Origin of the sequence: Sphingopyxis sp. UBA6723, assembly GCF_002454115.1 — a bacterium.
In the GTDB taxonomy this organism is placed as follows: Bacteria; Pseudomonadota; Alphaproteobacteria; order Sphingomonadales; family Sphingomonadaceae; genus Sphingopyxis.
Genome location: NZ_DKIH01000007.1, coordinates 100,847 through 117,961, shown reverse-complemented (window position 1 = coordinate 117,961; position 17,115 = coordinate 100,847). Strand labels below are relative to the sequence as shown.

Below are 17,115 nucleotides of genomic sequence, written 5' to 3'. Positions count from 1 at the left end.
ATGATTTCGGTCAGCCTATGCGGCGGGGTTCGCGGCGTCCAGCCTTCGCCGGGATGACAGGCAAGCGATTAGCCCGCTTCGCGCGTGACTTCGCGCCAGCCAATATCGCGGCGGCAGAATCCGGTGGCGAAATCGAGCTTGTCGACCGCGGCATAGGCGCGCGCCTGCGCCTCGGTCACGGTGCGACCGGTGGCTGTAACATTGAGCACGCGGCCGCCCGCAGCGACGATTGTGTCGCCGTCGCGCGCTGTTCCGGCGTGAAAAACACGTACCCCGCCGCTTTCCGCATCGGCGATGCCATGAATCGCGCCGCCTTTTTCGGGGGTGGCGGGATAACCGTTCGCCGCCATGACGACGGTGAGCGCATAGTCGCTGGCAAAGGAAGGCGGCGTGGCGGTCGCCAGCGCGCCGGTTGCGGCAGCGTGGAGCAGGGCGGCAAGGTCGCCTGTGTAGCGCATCATCAGCACTTGGCATTCGGGATCGCCGAAGCGCGCATTATATTCGATCAGCTTCGGCCCCGTATCGGTGAGCATCAGTCCGGCAAACAACACCCCGACATAGGGTGTGCCTTCGGCAGCGAGCGCGGCGACCGTTGGTCGGATGATGCGGTCCATCACCTGCGCTTCAAGGTCGGGGGTGAGGATCGGCGCGGGGCTGTAGGCGCCCATGCCGCCGGTGTTGGGTCCAACATCGCCATCGCCGACGCGCTTGTGGTCCTGCGCGCTGCCGAACGCGACCACGTCGGTGCCGTCGGACAGCGCGAAGAAGCTCGCTTCCTCCCCGGTCATAAATTCTTCGATGACCACTTCGGCGCCTGCGCTGCCGAAGGCGCCGTCGAACATGTCGGCAATCGCGGCTTCGGCGGCGTCGCGGGTTTCTGCGATGACAACGCCTTTGCCTGCGGCGAGACCATCGGCCTTGATAACGACGGGAACAGTGAAGCCGTCGAGCGCGGCAAGCGCCGCGGCGGCGCTGGCGCAGCGGACATAGGCGGCGGTCGGGATATTGGCCCGTTGGCACAAATCCTTGGTGAAACCCTTTGATCCTTCGAGCTGGGCCGCGGCGGCGCCTGGGCCGAAGACCGCGATGCCCAATGCGCGCAGCCGATCGGCGAGCCCCGCGACGAGCGGCGCTTCGGGGCCGACGACAACAAAATCGATTCCATGCGCGGTGCAGGCGGCGATCAGGCCATCAAAATCGTCGGCGGCAATCGCCAGGCATTCGGCAAACGCCTCGATCCCGGGATTGCCAGGCGCGGCATAGAGCTTGCGGCAAGACGGCGATTGCGCCAACTGCCAGCTCAGCGCATGTTCGCGGCCCCCCGAGCCGACCAGCAGGATATTCATGGCAGTCCCTTTTCCCGATCCGGCGTCCGAAACCGACCCCGCGGCGCGGCTGTTAGCCGAGGCGGCGCCCGGCGACAATGTCCCGCCGCTATCGGTCAGCCAATTGTCGGCGGCGATCAAGCGGACGGTCGAGGACGGCTTTGCCCGCGTTCGCGTCCGCGGCGAATTGTCAGGAGCGAAGCGCGCCGCGTCGGGGCATTTCTATGCGGCGCTGAAGGACGATAATGCGCTGATCGACATGGTCATGTGGAAGGGGCAGGCGGCGCGGCTGGCGTTCCGGCCCGAGGACGGGATCGAGGTGATCGCGACCGGCAAGCTCACCACCTATCCAGGGCGCTCCAAATATCAGCTCGTCGTCGACACGCTCGAGGTCGCGGGCGAGGGCGCGCTGATGCTCCTGTTCGAAAAGCTCAAGGCACGGCTGGGCGCCGAGGGGCTGTTCGATGCGGCGCGCAAACAGGATATTCCGCGGCTGCCGCGCGTCATCGGGGTGGTCACCTCGCCGACCGGGGCGGTGATCCGCGACATCTTGCATCGGCTGGCGGACCGGTTTCCGATGCATGTCATCGTCTGGCCGGTGCTGGTGCAGGGCGACGGCGCTGCGGCGCAGGTCGCGGCTGCCATTCGCGGCTTCGACGCGCTGACGCCAAGCAGCCCGGTCCCGCGGCCGGACTTGGTCATCGTCGCGCGTGGCGGCGGGTCGATCGAGGATCTGTGGGCGTTCAACGAAGAGGTGGTGGTGCGCGCGCTCGCCGACTGCCGGATCCCGACGATCAGCGCCGTCGGCCACGAAACCGACACGACGCTGGCCGACTATGCCGCCGACCGCCGTGCGCCGACCCCGACCGCGGCGGCCGAAATGGCGGTGCCGGTGCGCGCCGAGTTGCAGGAATTGCTGGCGACGTGGAATGGCCGGATGATCGGCGCCGCGAACCGGCAGCAGGGGCTATGGAGCGAACGGCTCACCGCATTGGCGCGTCATCTGCCGCGGCGCGAGGCGCTCTATGCGCCGCAGCGTCAGCGGCTCGACGACAGCGGCGACCGGCTCGATCGGAGTCAACGCCAGCGGCTGGCAGTGATCACCGAGCGGCTGGCAACGCGCGGCGCTTCGCTGCGTCCGGCGTTGCTCGCGCGGCGCTGGGACCGCGATCGCGCGCAGCTCGAAGGGCTGGGGCGGCTGCTCGACAGCCTCGATCCGCGCGCCTTGCTGTCGCGCGGTTATGCGATGGTGCGCGATGCGGGTGGGGCGATCGTCACCACCGCCGCCAAGGCGCGCGCGGCCAGCGAGCTGCGGCTGCAATTTGCCGATGGCGAGGTTGCGGTGCAGCCCGTCGGGGACGGCGCATCGCCGTCACGGCCAGCCCGAAAGCCCTCGCAGGAACCAGCCAAAAGAGGGCAGGGCGAGCTGTTCTGACGCGCCGGGGGTGGTCCCGCCGCCCCCCGCTGCTATAGTAGCGGCAGCCACACACCCTCATATGGACCCAGAATCATGTTAATCGCCAGCCGCAACCGCCTTGCCCGACTGCACTATGGACCGAATGGCTTTCGCGTCCTGGAACCGGGCGACCATGTGCTGTGCGCAGTAACGGGCGCGCCGATCGGGCTTGATGAACTGCGCTATTGGTCGGTGGCGCGGCAGCAGCCCTATGCCACCGCCGCCATTTCGGTGCAGGCCGAACTGGACGCCCCGCGCAGGGCATGACTCTGGTGGGGTATTTGCCGCGCTCGATTGCCGCGTTGCCGCTGCTGCTGTTTGCCGCTGGCTGTGTGCCGCCCGATGCCGTGCGCGACGTCGCGGCCGCGCCGCCCGCCGCCAAGGCGTCGCCAAGGCCGGTATCTTCGACGGTGCCGCCTCCCGCCGCGATACTGGAACCCTTCGTCTTTCGCGGTTCACGTCGAAGCGCCGAGCAGGGCGGGGTGCTGCTGGGAGTGGCACCCAGCCATACCCGCGCGCTGACCCTCGACGGCCAGCCGGTGCCGGTCGCCGCCGACGGCAGTTTCCTGATCGCGTTCGACCGCGATGCGGGACCGCGCGCGCGCCTTGTCGCAACGGTTCGTGACGGGCGGCAGGTCGTCGAAGAGATTATGGTGACGCCCGGGACGTGGCGCATCGAACAGGTCAACGCGCCGTATCGCGGCAGCGCGGCAAGCGATGCCGATTTCGCCCGCCGCCGCCCCGCCGAACTGGCGCAGATTGCAAGCGCGCGCACCTTGCAGGTCCAGTCCGATGGCTGGAAACAGCGCTTTCGCTGGCCGGTTACCGGGCGTCTATCGGGCTTTTTCGGGTCGCAGCGCGTCTATCAGGGAAAACCCGGCGCCTATCACAGCGGCACCGACATCGCGGCGCCCGCGGGAACGCCGTTTGTCGCCCCCGCGGACGGCGTGGTGGTACTCGCTGCGACCACCCCTTTCACATTGGAAGGCCGCCTGTTGATCGTTGATCATGGCATGGGGCTGAGCAGCGCCTTCCTCCATTGCCAGCGGCTCGACGTAAAGGTCGGCGATGCTGTTGTGCAGGGACAGGCGCTGGGAACGGTCGGGCGAACCGGTCGGGCGACGGGGCCACACCTGCACTGGGGCCTGAAGTGGCGCGATGCCCGCCTCGATCCCAGTAAAATTGCGGGGCCCATCGGCGGATAGAAAAGACAAAATTCAACGCGAGCTGGTTTCCAGCGAAACAATATGTCGCTGATCTTGCGCTTCGACATATTGTAGGTCGCCAAATGTCACGGCTGTTGCAAATACGTCACAATGCGTTTCGAAACGGCGGATAAGGTGGGAAATTTCCTTTACTCGACAAGAGGGAAGGATCATTCCGCACGCTATCGGGGTGTTTGTGCGTCGGCGGAATGCCGCCGCATCAGGGGCTCGGGTAGTTCAATCCACCAGTAGCAAGGGACTGCACTGTGAAGAAAACCCAATTTTCCAAGCTGAAGCTAGGCGCTGCGCCGCTCGTACTGAGCGTCGCCCTGGCTTCGGCTCCTGCCCATGCGCAGGATGCCGGCGCCAGTGATGGCGGTGAAGCCACGATCATCGTGACCGGTTCGCGTATCGCGCGTCCGAACCTCGATTCGAACAGCCCGGTGGCCGTGGTCAGCGGCGATGCGACGGTCGAAAACGCCGACGTCACGCTCGACACCTTCCTCAACACGCTGCCGCAGGTCAATCCGGCTGGCACGACAACGTCGAACAACCCCGGCAACGGCGGTCAGTCGAACATCAACCTCCGCGGTCTCGGCTCGAACCGCAACCTCGTCCTGATCAACGGCCGCCGCCCGATGGTGTCGGCTTCTGACCAGACGGTCGATTTGAACACCATTCCGCAGGGCTTGATCGAGCGTATCGAAATCGTGACCGGCGGCGCTGGCGCGGCTTATGGTGCGGACGCGGTCGCGGGCGTGGTCAACCTGATCCTCAAGGACGATTTCGAAGGTATCGACCTGCGGGCGAGCTATTCGAACTCGATTCCCGAAACCGATGCCCGTGAATATCAGATCAGCGGCATCATCGGCGGCAATTTTGCCGATGGTCGCGGTAACATCGCGCTTTCGGCTGAGTATTCCAAGCGTCAAGGGTTGATCAAGGCGCAGCGCGACTTCGCATCGCAGGCGACCTCGACCACCGGCTCGTTCCCGACCGGTACTTACGTCAACAGCGCGACCAACCCGATCAGCCAGGCGGCAGTGAATACCCTGTTCGCCAGCTATGGCGTCGCTGCGGGCCAGATCCCCAGCACCGGGCAGCTCGGTTTCAACTCGGACGGTTCGCTGTTCGGTCGTGGCAGCTTTAACAGCCCGGTCGATGTCGCGAACTTCCGCTACGATCTCGATTCGCCGGCGAATCCGAACCTCAACTTCTTCCCGGACTTCTACAGCTACAACTTCGACATCGTGAACATTCTCGTCCTGCCGCTGGAACGCAAATCGGCGTTCGTGACGGCGAATTACGAGATTAATCCGGCGTTCGACGTGTTCGTCCAGGGCGGCTACACCAACTATAACTCTGCAACGGCATTGGCCCCGACTCCGGTCAGCACGGGCATTGTGGGCGTCGGCAGCAATGCCTCGGTCCTCAATGCACGCTCGCCGCTGGTCAACCTGCTTCAGGATAGCGGAGCAGGTGCGGGCGTTACGGCTGGTCGTATCACTGGGTTCGTCGTTCCTGTCACCAACCCGTTCGTTTCGGCTGATTTGCGTTCGCTGCTGAACACTCGTACCGGCAATGATCCCAACCTTGCGGGTTCGGGCGCGGATGAAGGCATCCGCATCGGTTACCGTTTCCTCGGCACCGGCCTGCGCGAACAGCAGCTTGAAAACGAAGTCCTGCAAGGCCTGGTCGGTCTGCGCGGCGAGTTCGCTCCCGGCTGGCGCTACGAAGCTTATTACAGCTGGGGCGAAACCACGATCGACCAGCGTGCGACGGGCAACGTCAATGTCCAGCGCGTTCAGGAACTGCTCGAAGCGCCCGACGGCGGTGTCAGCCTGTGCGACGGCGGCTTTAATCCCTTCGGCATCCAGCCCTTCTCGCAAGACTGCGTTGACTATGTTGACGAAGTTGGCGTGACCAAGACGGTCTTCACGCAGAAGGTCGCCCAGGCCTATGTTTCGGGTGAATTGGCTGATTTGCCGGGTGGTCCGCTTGGCGTCGTGTTCGGTGTCGAGCAGCGCAAATTCCGCTACGAATTCGACCCGGGTTCGCTGTTCGGTCCGATCGCCGGTTTCAATACCAGCACCCCCGATCTTGGCACCAACAAGTTCCTCGACTTCTTCGGTGAACTTCGTGCGCCGATCATGGACACGCTGGAATTGTCGCTGACCGCGCGCCATTCGAAGAGTGACTTCAACGATATCGCCAATGGTATCGATGGTGCGCCGTCGAAGGACTGGAGCTATGGCGGTACGATCACGTGGAGCCCGATTGACGAAGTTCGTCTGCGCGCCAGCTATCAGCGCTCGGTTCGTGCACCGAACTTCAACGAATTGTTCTCGGGTGGCGGCAGCTTCCCGCAGATCTTCGATCCGTGCTCGATCAACAGCAACTTCCGCCAGAGCGGTGGTACGGCTGCTGCGGATCTTTGCCGCAACACCCCGCTGGGTGGTGGCGTAAGTGATGGCAACATCAACACCTTCGTTCCCTCGCCGGGCGCGCAGGCATTCATCACCACGACCGGCAACGCCAATCTGAAGCCAGAAAAATCGGACGCCTTCACCGTTGGTGCGGTGTTCCAGGCCGCTGGTTTCACGGGGTCGATCGATTATTACAATATCAAGATCAAGGACACGATCCTCAATCCCGACGTCAACGAAATCATCGCGTCCTGCTATGGCTACAACGACGTCAATCCCAACCTGGATCCGACCAATCCCTTCTGTCAGGGTATCGGTCGTTCGGGTGATGCGATGACCGGCATCTATCTGCCGGCTTCGCTGGGCGGCGACGCCAATGGGTACTTCCAGTTCGTCAATGCCGGTTCGGTGAAGACGTCGGGTGTCGATGTTCAGCTTGGCTATCGTCTGCCGACGCCGTTCATTAACGAAGACAGCGGGCTGAATTTCAACCTGCTGGTCAACTATCTGATCGACTTCAAGAACGTTGGCCTTGGCGGCGTGAAGACCGATTATGCGGGTACGGCATCCTACTTCGGTGCCGGTCTCGGGACCAGCTTCCCGCGCTGGAAGGCGACGCTCAACACCAAGCTCAACATCACGCGTGAGCTGAGCTTCGACACCCGCGTCCGCTTCATCGACTCGATGGAAAACCGTGCGGCACGTCAGTATGTCGGTGAAGAGTTCACCGGCCCGGGCAGCACCTTCTATTTCGACTTCGCGATGCAGGCTGAAGTCGATGCGATGACCTTCCGCATCGGTCTGAACAACGCGTTCGACCGCAAGCCGGAAACCTACTCGCCGAACGTGCAGTCGGGCACCGACCCGTCGCTGTACGACGTGATCGGACGCCGTGCTTATGTGTCGGCACGTCTGAAGTTCTAAGCTTCGGCACTGGACTTAAAGAGAGGGCGGGACTGGTGTCCCGCCCTCTTTTTTTATAGACGGAATCCATGACCCTAACTGATCGAGTGCGCGCCGCTTACGCCGCATATGCAAAAGGCGATTTTGCGACGGCCCAGATGCAAGGTGAAGCGGCGTTGCGCGCCCAGCCTGCGAACGCGTCCGTCCTGCAACTCCTTGGCGTGCTATCCTGCCAGACAGGTAATCTGCGTGTCGGTGTCGATTTCCTGCGCCGCGCCATCGCCAATGGCGGCGATACGAGTGACAATCGGATCAACCTTGCGCGCGCGCTGCTCGATCTGGGCGACATGGACGATGCGGCACGTGTCTGCGCCGAAGGGGAGCTGACCCAATCGACCGAGCTTCAGGCGATGCAGGCACAAATCCTCAAAGCACAGGGCCGCACGACCGAAGCGAGCTGGACCTATGAAAGGCTCGTGTCCGAAAATCCCGACGATTTCATCGCCTGGAACAATCTTGGTAACGCGCGGCACGAATCGGGGGATCTGGAAGGCGCATTGCAGGCGTTTGATCGGGCGCGTCAGATCGATCCGAAATCGTCGCTGGTGCATACCAATATGGGGCGCGTCATGGTGTCGAAAGATCGCTATGAGGAGGCCTGCCTCCTTTTTGAAAAGGCGGTGCTGTTGTCGCCAAAGGATCCTGCGTTGCTGCTGGAACTTGGCCGCACGCTGACCAGCATCAACCATATCGAAGGCGGCCTTCGCGCGCTTGGCGAAGCTGCGCGGCTGGATCCTTCCGACCCAAAAATTTTTCTGGCGATAGCCGTGGCATTCATGGATCTGGAAAACAACGCGCAGGCCGAAAAGGCATTGCGCTTTGCCATAAAGGCCGATCCGCGCTTCATTCCCGGCTATCTCAACCTTGGCATATTGCTCGAAAAAGCCAACCGTACCGACGAACTCCGCGCCCTGATCCAGGCTGCCGAGGCCGCGGGCCTGGCGGGCGATGAAATCGACTATCTTCGCGCGCTCTTGCTTAGCCGCGACGGCGACCGCGCCGCGGCGCTCGACCTTGTGCGTGACGTTCATTCGCCGGCGATCAATCCATCGATCAAGGCGCAGTTTGCGGGGCAACTGGCCGACCGTCTTGGACTGACCGACGACGCGATCCGCTTTTACGAGGATATGAATGCGGCGCAGGCGCAAAGCCCGATGGGCGTCGGCGTTGATCGCAGCGCCTATCAACGGGCGATTGCGACGCTGGATGGGCAGACGACGGCAGCATGGTTTGCCGATTGGCAGGCGCCGCCCCTTGCCACCGACCGACCTGCCCCGGCTTTTCTTGTCGGATTTCCGCGTTCGGGCACGACGCTGCTCGACACGATCCTGATGGGGCATAGCAATACCCATGTGCTCGAAGAACTGCCGATCATCGAAAATCTCGCCAAATCACTTGGCGAGTTGGATATGATCCGAACTCTTGATGGTGCGGCGGTTGCGAATCTGCGCCAGCAGTATTTTGCCGAACTCGACAAAAGATCGCCGCCGCCGCCGGGCGCTCTGGTTATCGACAAAAACCCGTTGTCGATGATCCGTATGCCGCTGGTCCATCGCCTTTTTCCCGACGCAAAGATCATTCTTGCGATGCGGCATCCCTGCGACGTCGTTCTCAGTTGTTACATCCAGAACTTCAAACCGACCGAGGCGATGGCCAGCTTCCTCGATCTGGCCAACGCCAGCCGCACCTACGACCGTATCTTCGCCTATTGGGAAAATTGCCGAACAATCTTTCCGCTCGACGTCCACATGCTGCGTTATGAAGCCATGGTTTCCGACGTTGCGGCGGCGACCAAGCCGCTGATCGACTTTCTTGGCCTGCAATGGCAGGATTCGCTGCTCGACCACCAAAAGACGGCGGTTGAGCGAGGTTTCATCCGGACCCCAAGCTATGCGCAGGTCATGGAGCCGATTTACGCCTCGGCTAGCGGTCGGTGGAAACGGTATGCGGCGCAAATGCGCGAGGTGCTGCCCATACTCGAACCTTGGGTAAAACGTTATGGCTACACCCTCTAATCGGCGGCGCGCAACCATCCGGTGACCGACAACCGCGGTTCGGCCGCGAAGGGAGTAACATAGCTGACGCTATGTAGTTGTGGTACGCGAAACAGGCGCAAAGCGCCTATTTGCGGCGCAAATGCCTCTTCTATATTGCCGTCGGCGCCGTGGAACATCAGCAATCCGCCCCACTCTGGCCGCCACGCCGGAGTCAGCGAAAACACATAGGCGGCCCGCCGGTTCTTGCCGGCGACCGCATCGTCGTGACGGGTCAGAAAATGGCCGTGATCATATCGTGTGGCTTGCCCGTCCGCGAAGGCGATATCGTCGATCTGCATCATCTTGCCTAACGCTTCACGGATCGGCGCCGCCGACAAAAACGCGACGAAGCGGGACAACGGGTCATCGCCGCGCTCGGCGGCGGCATCGGGCACGCGGATTGCTTCGTAGCGATATTGAAACCCGGTTCGCCCCGCTGCAACAACGCGGCGCTCCAGTTCGCCTCGTTGCTCGTCGCTAAGCTCGTCAAAGCCCGCACGCGACAGTTCATAAACCTTGTTGCCGGCATTCAGGACCAGATGCCAGTCGGTTCGCGCGCGCAGATGGGCCGCGAGCGCCGCCGCCTGACCGGGCGCCAGAAGGTCGGCCACCTCGACCCGGCCACGAGCCGCAAACGCTGCTGCCAGCCGGTCCCAATCCAGATTGTCCGCGAGGTGGTAGTCGGCGTCCATGGACGGCAAGATATCCTCTACGATTTTACCGGGCCGCGGTCCAAATTGACACTGGCAGGGCCGAGGGAATATGCAAGTTTGGCAAAAATTCAATGCCGCGGAGGTTTCATCATGCGCCAAAGTTCATCGCTCGCCTTGCTGGCTTCGGCCGCGCTGCTGATGGGGGCGCCAGCGGGGGCCTATATGTCGGAGCCTTCCAGCGACGCGACCGATGCCAAGGAACGGCTGGTCTGCAAGCGAGCGAAGCGGACGGGAACGCGTTTCGAGTCGAAGATTTGCAAGACTGCGGCAGCGTGGAAGGCCTTGACGGAACAGCATGAGCGTGATGCAGCGGAAATGATCAACCGACCAGTCATCAGTATCGAAAAAGGCAACTGACGCGATGAAATTGGGGACGCCGCTGGTTAAGCTCCCGCGGCAATATTGTCCGCAGACGCTGGCGGCGGAGGTCGCCGCGTTGCCGCTCGCTGCGTGGCTGCCGCATCCAGGCAAGTTGCCCGGCAACAGCGCTGTCCCCCTGATCACCCCCGCCGGCGAAGTATCTGACGGGTTCAGCGGTCCAATGGCACCGACCGACGCGCTGCGCCAATGCCCCTATATCATGGAAATCCTTGCCGACCTGGGTGCAGTTTGGGGACGCAGCCGGTTGATGGGTCTCGCGCCGGGCGCGGTCGTTCCCGAGCATGTCGATGTCGGCTATTACTGGCGCACACACATCCGCATTCATATCCCGATCGTCACCAATCCGAAGGTCGCTTTCAGTTGCGACGCAGAAACGGTGTATATGGCCCCGGGCGAATGCTGGCTGTTCGACAGCTTTTGTATCCACAATGTACGCAACGATGGCGACGCCAAGCGGGTGCACTTGGTGCTCGACACGGTCGGCGGCGAAAAATTGTGGGCGATGATCGCCGATGCGAAGCGTTTCGGCCGCGATGGCCAACCCGCCCAGACCGTTGCGCCAGGGTCCGTCGGCGAGCGACCGTTGGCCTATGAACAGGTCAATCTGCCGACGATTATGTCGGTATGGGAAATTCGCTGCCATATCGATTATCTGTTGCAGCAATGCGCCGCGACACCGGCGCGCGATGCGATCGCCGCGCGGCTGGAGCAATTCGCAAACGCGTGGGGCGCGCTTTGGGCTCAATATGGCACTGATGTCGCAGGGCTGACCGCCTACCGTCATCTGATTGAACAGGTCCAGCGTGATTTGCAGCGGCTGGAGGCGCAACGCCTGCTGTTGGAAGGTAATGACGTGCCTCTGGACCGGGCGCTCGCCGAGCTGATTTTCATGGTCGCCGCGCCCGGCAGTTCGCCCGCCCGCGCGACGACCTGACGTCGATGATCGTTTCGCATCAGCACCGTTTCATTTTTGTCGCGATCCCGAAGACCGGGACGCATTCGGTTCGCCAAGGCTTGCGCGATCATCTGGGCGAGCGGGACATGGAGCAGGCGCGGCTGTTCGTTGAAAAGCAATTTCCGATCCCCGAAATCGCGCGGATGGGTCACGGACATATCAGTTTTGCCGAAATTCGACCGTTTCTGGGCGAAGAGACTTTCAATGATTATTTCAAATTCGCCTTCGTCCGTAATCCATTTGACCGTTTCGTCTCCTACTGCGCTTTCGCAACGAGCCGCGAAGGCAGTTTTGCGCGCGACCCAAAACGGGTCATGCGCCATTTTCTGTTTACGGCGCCCCCGCTTCAGCACGTCATTTTTCGGCCGCAGCACCTTTTTCTGACAGATATGGACGGGCGTCTGCTCGCCGACCGGTTGGGTAAGGTCGAGACGATGCAGGCAGACTATGACGGAATATGTGCGCAAATCGGCATCGCAACGTCGCCGCTCGATCACGCCAATCGGTCGCGTCGCGGTGATTATCGGGACTATTACGATCAGGAACTGATCGACGGCGTCGCCAAAATCTATGCCCGCGATCTCGAACTATTCGGCTATGATTACTGACCTAATTCGTCGAGGCAGAACCATGTATCCCAATCCCCGCAAAACAACGAGCATCCGGCGGCTGGGTGTGGTCGATATCGCGGCTTTGAAGGCGGCGGTATCAGCCATTCCGGAAAGTTTGTGGCAGGCTGAAAACGCCGATAAGCCCAACCGCTTCGAAGCGCTGGACGCGACAGCGCATATCGTTTTCCGTTTTGTCGCCAACATGCGCGATTGGCGGAGTGGCTATGCCCGTCCGTTGTGGGACGAATGGCAGTCGTTGCTTGCGCCAGTGCTGGCCGCAGCGACCGCGGACTATGGCTATACGAACGGCGTATTTCCTCGCGTCATGCTGGCGCGAATGCCCGCAGGCGGGGTGATCCAACCACATCGCGATGCCAATCCCGCCGCCAAATGGCCCCACAAGATTCACGTGCCAATCCAGACAAACGATCAGGTCGTGTTTCACATCGACGGCCAAAGCTATCATCTGCCTGAGGGTGAGGCGGCCGAGGTCAATAATATGGGGGTCCATGCCGTGGAAAATCGCGGTAGTACCCCGCGCATCCATCTGATCTTCGAATATTACGACGCTGATCAGCCGGAGCCGGAATGGCTTGCGGCGCTGGCAGCGCAGCAGCTTGTTTGAGCTGTAAGGGCGGCGCCACGGCCGCCCTTTAAAATCAAGCAGCGGCGAGCTTCAGCGCGCCATCGCCTTCGTCGACCCGGATCGTCGATCCGTCCTTCACTTCGCCTTTCAGGATCAGATCGGCAAGCGGATCCTGCAGATATTTCTGCACCGCGCGCTTCAACGGGCGCGCGCCATAGACGGGATCATAACCGACGCGGCCAAGCCACGCGCGTGCGGCATCGGTCAGGTCCAGCGTGACCTTGCGGTCGGTGAGCAATTTCTGAACCCGCGCGACCTGAATATCGACGATGCCGCCCATATGCTGCTGCGCGAGGCGGTTGAAGAGCACGATTTCGTCCAGCCGGTTGAGGAATTCGGGCCGGAAATGCGCGCGCACGACTTCCATCACCGCGGGTTCGGCCTGTTCGACCGGCGCGTCGTCGGGCAGCGCGGCGATCGCCTGACTACCGAGGTTCGAGGTCAGGATGATCAAAGTGTTGGTGAAGTCGACCGTGCGCCCCTGCCCATCGGTCAGCCGCCCGTCGTCGAGCACTTGGAGCAGCAGGTTGAAGACGTCGGGATGTGCCTTTTCGACCTCGTCGAACAACACGACCTGATAGGGGCGACGGCGCACCGCTTCGGTGAGCGTGCCGCCCTCTTCATAACCGACATAGCCCGGGGGCGCGCCGACGAGCCGGGCGACGCTATGCTTTTCCATGAATTCGGACATGTCGATGCGGACCATCGCATTGTCGTCGTCGAACAGGAAACGCGCGAGCGCCTTGGTCAACTCGGTCTTGCCGACCCCGGTGGGGCCGAGAAAGAGGAAGCTGCCGAGCGGGCGGTTGGGGTCTTGCAGCCCGGCGCGCGAGCGGCGCACCGCGGTTGCGACGGCATGGACGGCATGATCCTGTCCGATCACCTGCTTGGCGATGGTGTTTTCCATCGCGAGCAGTTTTTCGCGTTCGCCTGCGAGCATTCGGTCGACGGGGATGCCGGTCCATTTGCTGACCACCGCGGCGATGTCGTCGGCGGTGACTTCCTCGCGCAGCATGGCGTTGCTTGAAACGGCTTGCGCCTCTTCGAGCTGCTTTTCGAGCGCGGGGATTGTGCCATAGCTGAGCTCGCCCGCTTTCGCGAGGTCGCCGGCGCGCTGCGCTTGTTCGAGCGCGGAGCGCGCGGCGTCGAGCTCTTCTTTGATCTTCGCCTCGGCGTGGATCTTTTCCTTTTCGGCCTGCCACTTTTGCGTCAGTTCGGCCGACTGCTGTTCGAGGTTTGCGAGCTCGGCGCGGAGAGCGGCGAGCCGGTCCTTCGAGGCCTCGTCGCTCTCCTTCGAGAGTGCTGCTTCCTCGATCTTCATCTGGATGATCCGGCGGTCGAGCGTCTCGATCTCTTCAGGCTTCGATTCGACCTCCATGCGGATACGGCTCGCCGCCTCGTCCATCAGATCGATCGCCTTGTCGGGCAGGAAACGGTCCGAGATGTAGCGGTTCGACAAGGTCGCCGCGGCGACAATTGCGCCGTCGGTGATGCGGACGCCGTGGTGGAGCTCATATTTTTCCTTGAGCCCGCGCAGGATCGAGATCGAATCCTCTACGGTCGGCTCGCCGACGAACACCGGCTGGAAGCGCCGCTGGAGCGCGGGGTCTTTTTCGACATGTTTGCGATATTCGTCGAGAGTCGTCGCGCCGATGCAATGGAGCTCGCCGCGCGCGAGCGCGGGCTTGAGCAGATTCGACGCATCCATCGCGCCCTCGCCCTTGCCCGCGCCGACCAGCGTGTGCATCTCGTCGATGAACAGGATGATCTCGCCCTCGGCGGCCTTCACATCGTCAAGCACGCCCTTCAGCCGCTCCTCGAACTCGCCGCGATATTTGGCCCCGGCGATCAGCGACCCCATATCGAGCGACAGCAGGCGGCGGTCTTTCAGGCTGTCGGGGACGTCGCCATTGACGATGCGCAGCGCCAACCCTTCGGCGATCGCGGTCTTGCCGACGCCGGGTTCGCCGATCAGCACCGGGTTGTTCTTGGTCCGGCGCGCGAGGATCTGGATGGTGCGGCGGATTTCTTCGTCGCGACCGATCACCGGGTCGAGCTTGCCCTCGCGCGCGACTTCGGTGAGGTCGCGGGCGAATTTCTTGAGTGCTTCGTAACGGTCTTCGGAGGTTGCGGTATCGGCGGCGCGGCCGCCGCGCAGGTCGTTGATCGCGGCATTGAGTGCGTCGGCCTTGAGTCCCGCGTCGGCAAACGCCTTGCCGACGGGGGTCGCGGACGACAGCACCATCGCCAGTAACAGCCGCTCGACGGTGACATAGCCGTCGCCCGCCTTGGTCGCGACCTGTTCGGCTTGGTCGAGCAGGCGCACCGCGTCATTATCGAGGCCCGGGGTTTGCTGCGCGCCCGAACCCGACACCGCGGGAACCTTTACCAGCAGGTCGTCGATGCCCGCGACGGCGCGCGCGGCATCGCCGCCGCTCTTGGCGATCAGCCCCGCGGCCATGCCTTCGCTGTCTTCGAGCAATGCCTTGGCGATATGCTCGGGCGAAATCCGCTGATGGTTCATGCGGATGGCGATCGTCTGCGCGGCTTGCAGGAAGCCCTTGGCGCGGTCGGTAAATTTTTCGAGGTTCATGGGAAATAAGCCCCTTTCTTGTCTCGCAAGATAGTGTTGCTATTTGGCAACACAAGGGGTTGTTACCAGAACCCGTTCGCATCGAGCGACATCGAGATGCTCATCGGCCGTGTACGACTTCGCGGTCTCGACGTCGCTCGACACGAACGGGATTGGAGATCGCTATTCCCCGCTGCGCGCCAGTTGATCGAGCAAACGCACGCCAAAGCCCGTCATCCCCTTCGGGACCAGCGACGAAGCCTTGTCGGCCTGGTTCACCCCGGCGATGTCCAGGTGCGCCCAGGGGGTCGTTTCATCGACGAAATAGCCGATGACATGCGCTCCGATGCTGGCGCCCGGGCCCTGGCTGGGCGCGATGTTGCGGATATCGGCGATGTCCGACTTGATCTTTTCGGCGTAATTTTTGTGGAGCGGCATCCGCCATAATTCCTCGCCGCTGACCTTGCCGGCGGCGAGCAGGTTGGCGGCCAGCGTCTCGTCGCGCGCGAACAGTCCGGCATATTGATCGTCGAGCGCGCCGACGATCGACCCGGTCAGCGTCGCGATATTGACGATCGCGCGCGGCTTGTACGCCTGCGCGACATATTCATTGGCGTCGGCGAGGACGAGGCGGCCTTCGGCGTCGCTGTTGAGCATTTCGATCGTCTTGCCCGACATCGTGCGGGTGATATCGCCGGGGCGCTGGGCATTGCCGTCGGGCATATTCTCGGCGAGCGCCGCGACCCCGACGACGTGCGCTGAGGCGCGCGATTTGGCGAGCGAGAGGACGGCGCCCATGACCGACGCGGCGCCCGACATGTCGCCTTTCATGTCCCACATGCCCGCGCCGGGTTTCAGCGAAATGCCGCCCGAATCGAAGGTGATGCCCTTGCCGACAAAGGCCATCGGCGCCGCGGCGGCGTTCGCGCCGCGATAGCGCACCAGCATCAGCCGCGATCCGCGCGGGCTGCCCTGACCGACCCCGACGAGCGTGCCCATCCCGAGCTTGCGCATCGCGGCTTCGTCGAGCACTTCGATGCTGACCCCGGCGGTGCCCGAAAAGGCCTCGCGCACCCGCGCGACGAAGCTTTCGGGATAGATGACGTTCGCGGGTTCGTTGGCGAGATCGCGCGACAGCCGGACACCGTCGACAAGCGGTTTCCAGCGCCCGTTGAACATCGCTTCGGCGGCCGCCGGGTTGGCGCCGACAACGGTAACGGCGCCAGTCGGCGGTGCCTTTTTGTCGGCAGTCTTGTACCGGTCGAAGCGATACTGGCCGAGCGCGAAGCCATAAGCGACGTCGGCGGCCGACGCATCGCCGAACGCCCCGGCGATCGTCACCGGCTGCGCTTCGCTTTTCAGCTCCTGCGCCGCTTTGCCGCCCGCTTCGGCGAGGGCGAGTGAGGTCGGGGTGCCGCCGGTACCGACGAGCAGGATGCGCGAATACATCCCGATCCCGCGCAGCGACAGCGTCGATTCGGGTTTGCCCTCGAATGTCGCCGCCGCGACCGCGGCGGTGATCGCCTGACGTTCCGCAGCACTGAGCGCGATGCCATCAAGCGGCGGCAGCGTCGTGTCGCTCATCATGATGACAAGCGCGCCGCCCGCCGGGGCGCTGGCGGCGAAGCCGATCGCGCGTTCGGCGCTGTTGGTGGCGGTCGCCGGAACGACGCCCGATCCCGTCACCATCTGGGCAAAGGCGGGCGGAACGACCGCGAACGACAGGCACGCGGCAAGAAGCAGGCTTTTGTGATTCATGGAAATTCCCCGTTTGAAGTTATGGCACCCTGCATAGCCAAGTGGCGTCCGATCGCAAATTCGGCTCG

At 62.9% G+C, this 17,115-nt stretch carries 13 protein-coding genes; 9 read left to right on the top strand and 4 right to left on the bottom strand.

The window, feature by feature from the left end; translation table 11 throughout:
- Positions 1 to 68: 68 nt before the first annotated feature.
- Positions 69 to 1,346, bottom strand: a complete 1,278-nt coding sequence (purD, locus tag B4F07_RS05845; RefSeq protein ID WP_293704611.1) for a phosphoribosylamine--glycine ligase — start codon at positions 1,344 to 1,346, stop codon at positions 69 to 71.
- Between purD and xseA the strand changes: the two genes are divergently transcribed.
- The 5 genes from xseA to B4F07_RS05820 all read left to right on the top strand — a co-directional run bounded on the left by xseA (position 1,345) and on the right by B4F07_RS05820 (position 9,390).
- On the top strand, positions 1,345 to 2,760 hold the full coding sequence (xseA, locus tag B4F07_RS05840; RefSeq protein ID WP_293704610.1) for an exodeoxyribonuclease VII large subunit: 1,416 nt from the start codon (positions 1,345 to 1,347) through the stop codon (positions 2,758 to 2,760). The genes purD and xseA overlap by 2 nt on opposite strands.
- A gap of 75 nt (positions 2,761 to 2,835) precedes the next feature.
- A complete protein-coding gene (locus B4F07_RS05835; RefSeq protein ID WP_293701000.1) occupies positions 2,836 to 3,048 on the top strand; it encodes a DUF2093 domain-containing protein in 213 nt (70 codons plus the stop codon).
- Positions 3,045 to 3,986: a M23 family metallopeptidase gene (locus B4F07_RS05830; protein WP_293700999.1), complete on the top strand. Its 942-nt coding sequence runs from the start codon at positions 3,045 to 3,047 to the stop codon at positions 3,984 to 3,986. Before B4F07_RS05835 ends, B4F07_RS05830 begins: the two co-directional genes overlap by 4 nt.
- A gap of 266 nt (positions 3,987 to 4,252) precedes the next feature.
- Positions 4,253 to 7,336, top strand: a complete 3,084-nt coding sequence (locus B4F07_RS05825) for a TonB-dependent receptor domain-containing protein (protein WP_293704608.1) — start codon at positions 4,253 to 4,255, stop codon at positions 7,334 to 7,336.
- 68 nt (positions 7,337 to 7,404) lie between these two features.
- Entirely contained in the window at positions 7,405 to 9,390 is a 1,986-nt protein-coding gene (locus B4F07_RS05820; protein ID WP_293704607.1) for a tetratricopeptide repeat-containing sulfotransferase family protein, read from the top strand.
- On the opposite strand, the gene B4F07_RS05815 is transcribed toward B4F07_RS05820, so the two are convergent.
- The gene (locus B4F07_RS05815) at positions 9,387 to 10,103 is read right to left on the bottom strand and encodes a 2OG-Fe(II) oxygenase family protein (RefSeq protein WP_293704605.1); all 717 of its coding nucleotides are present in this window, start codon (positions 10,101 to 10,103) and stop codon (positions 9,387 to 9,389) included. The genes B4F07_RS05820 and B4F07_RS05815 overlap by 4 nt on opposite strands.
- Positions 10,104 to 10,181: 78 nt before the next feature.
- Between B4F07_RS05815 and B4F07_RS05810 the strand changes: the two genes are divergently transcribed.
- The 4 genes from B4F07_RS05810 to B4F07_RS05795 are packed head-to-tail and all read left to right on the top strand — an operon-like array spanning position 10,182 to position 12,696.
- Positions 10,182 to 10,481: a hypothetical protein gene (locus B4F07_RS05810; protein ID WP_293704604.1), complete on the top strand. Its 300-nt coding sequence runs from the start codon at positions 10,182 to 10,184 to the stop codon at positions 10,479 to 10,481.
- A 4-nt stretch (positions 10,482 to 10,485) separates the two neighbouring features.
- Positions 10,486 to 11,439: an aspartyl/asparaginyl beta-hydroxylase domain-containing protein gene (locus tag B4F07_RS05805; RefSeq protein ID WP_293700992.1), complete on the top strand. Its 954-nt coding sequence runs from the start codon at positions 10,486 to 10,488 to the stop codon at positions 11,437 to 11,439.
- A gap of 5 nt (positions 11,440 to 11,444) precedes the next feature.
- The gene (locus B4F07_RS05800) at positions 11,445 to 12,068 is read left to right on the top strand and encodes a sulfotransferase family 2 domain-containing protein (RefSeq protein ID WP_293704602.1); all 624 of its coding nucleotides are present in this window, start codon (positions 11,445 to 11,447) and stop codon (positions 12,066 to 12,068) included.
- The gene (locus tag B4F07_RS05795) at positions 12,058 to 12,696 is read left to right on the top strand and encodes an aspartyl/asparaginyl beta-hydroxylase domain-containing protein (RefSeq protein ID WP_293704601.1); all 639 of its coding nucleotides are present in this window, start codon (positions 12,058 to 12,060) and stop codon (positions 12,694 to 12,696) included. The genes B4F07_RS05800 and B4F07_RS05795 overlap by 11 nt, the downstream gene beginning before the upstream one ends.
- Positions 12,697 to 12,730: 34 nt before the next feature.
- Here the strand turns inward: B4F07_RS05795 and clpB are convergent, their stop codons facing one another.
- Together clpB and B4F07_RS05785 are read right to left on the bottom strand one after the other, a co-directional pair.
- Positions 12,731 to 15,310: an ATP-dependent chaperone ClpB gene (clpB, locus tag B4F07_RS05790; RefSeq protein WP_293704599.1), complete on the bottom strand. Its 2,580-nt coding sequence runs from the start codon at positions 15,308 to 15,310 to the stop codon at positions 12,731 to 12,733.
- 162 nt (positions 15,311 to 15,472) lie between these two features.
- Positions 15,473 to 17,047, bottom strand: coding sequence for a leucyl aminopeptidase (locus B4F07_RS05785; RefSeq protein WP_293698097.1), 1,575 nt, complete (start codon positions 17,045 to 17,047; stop codon positions 15,473 to 15,475).
- Positions 17,048 to 17,115 lie beyond the last annotated feature (68 nt).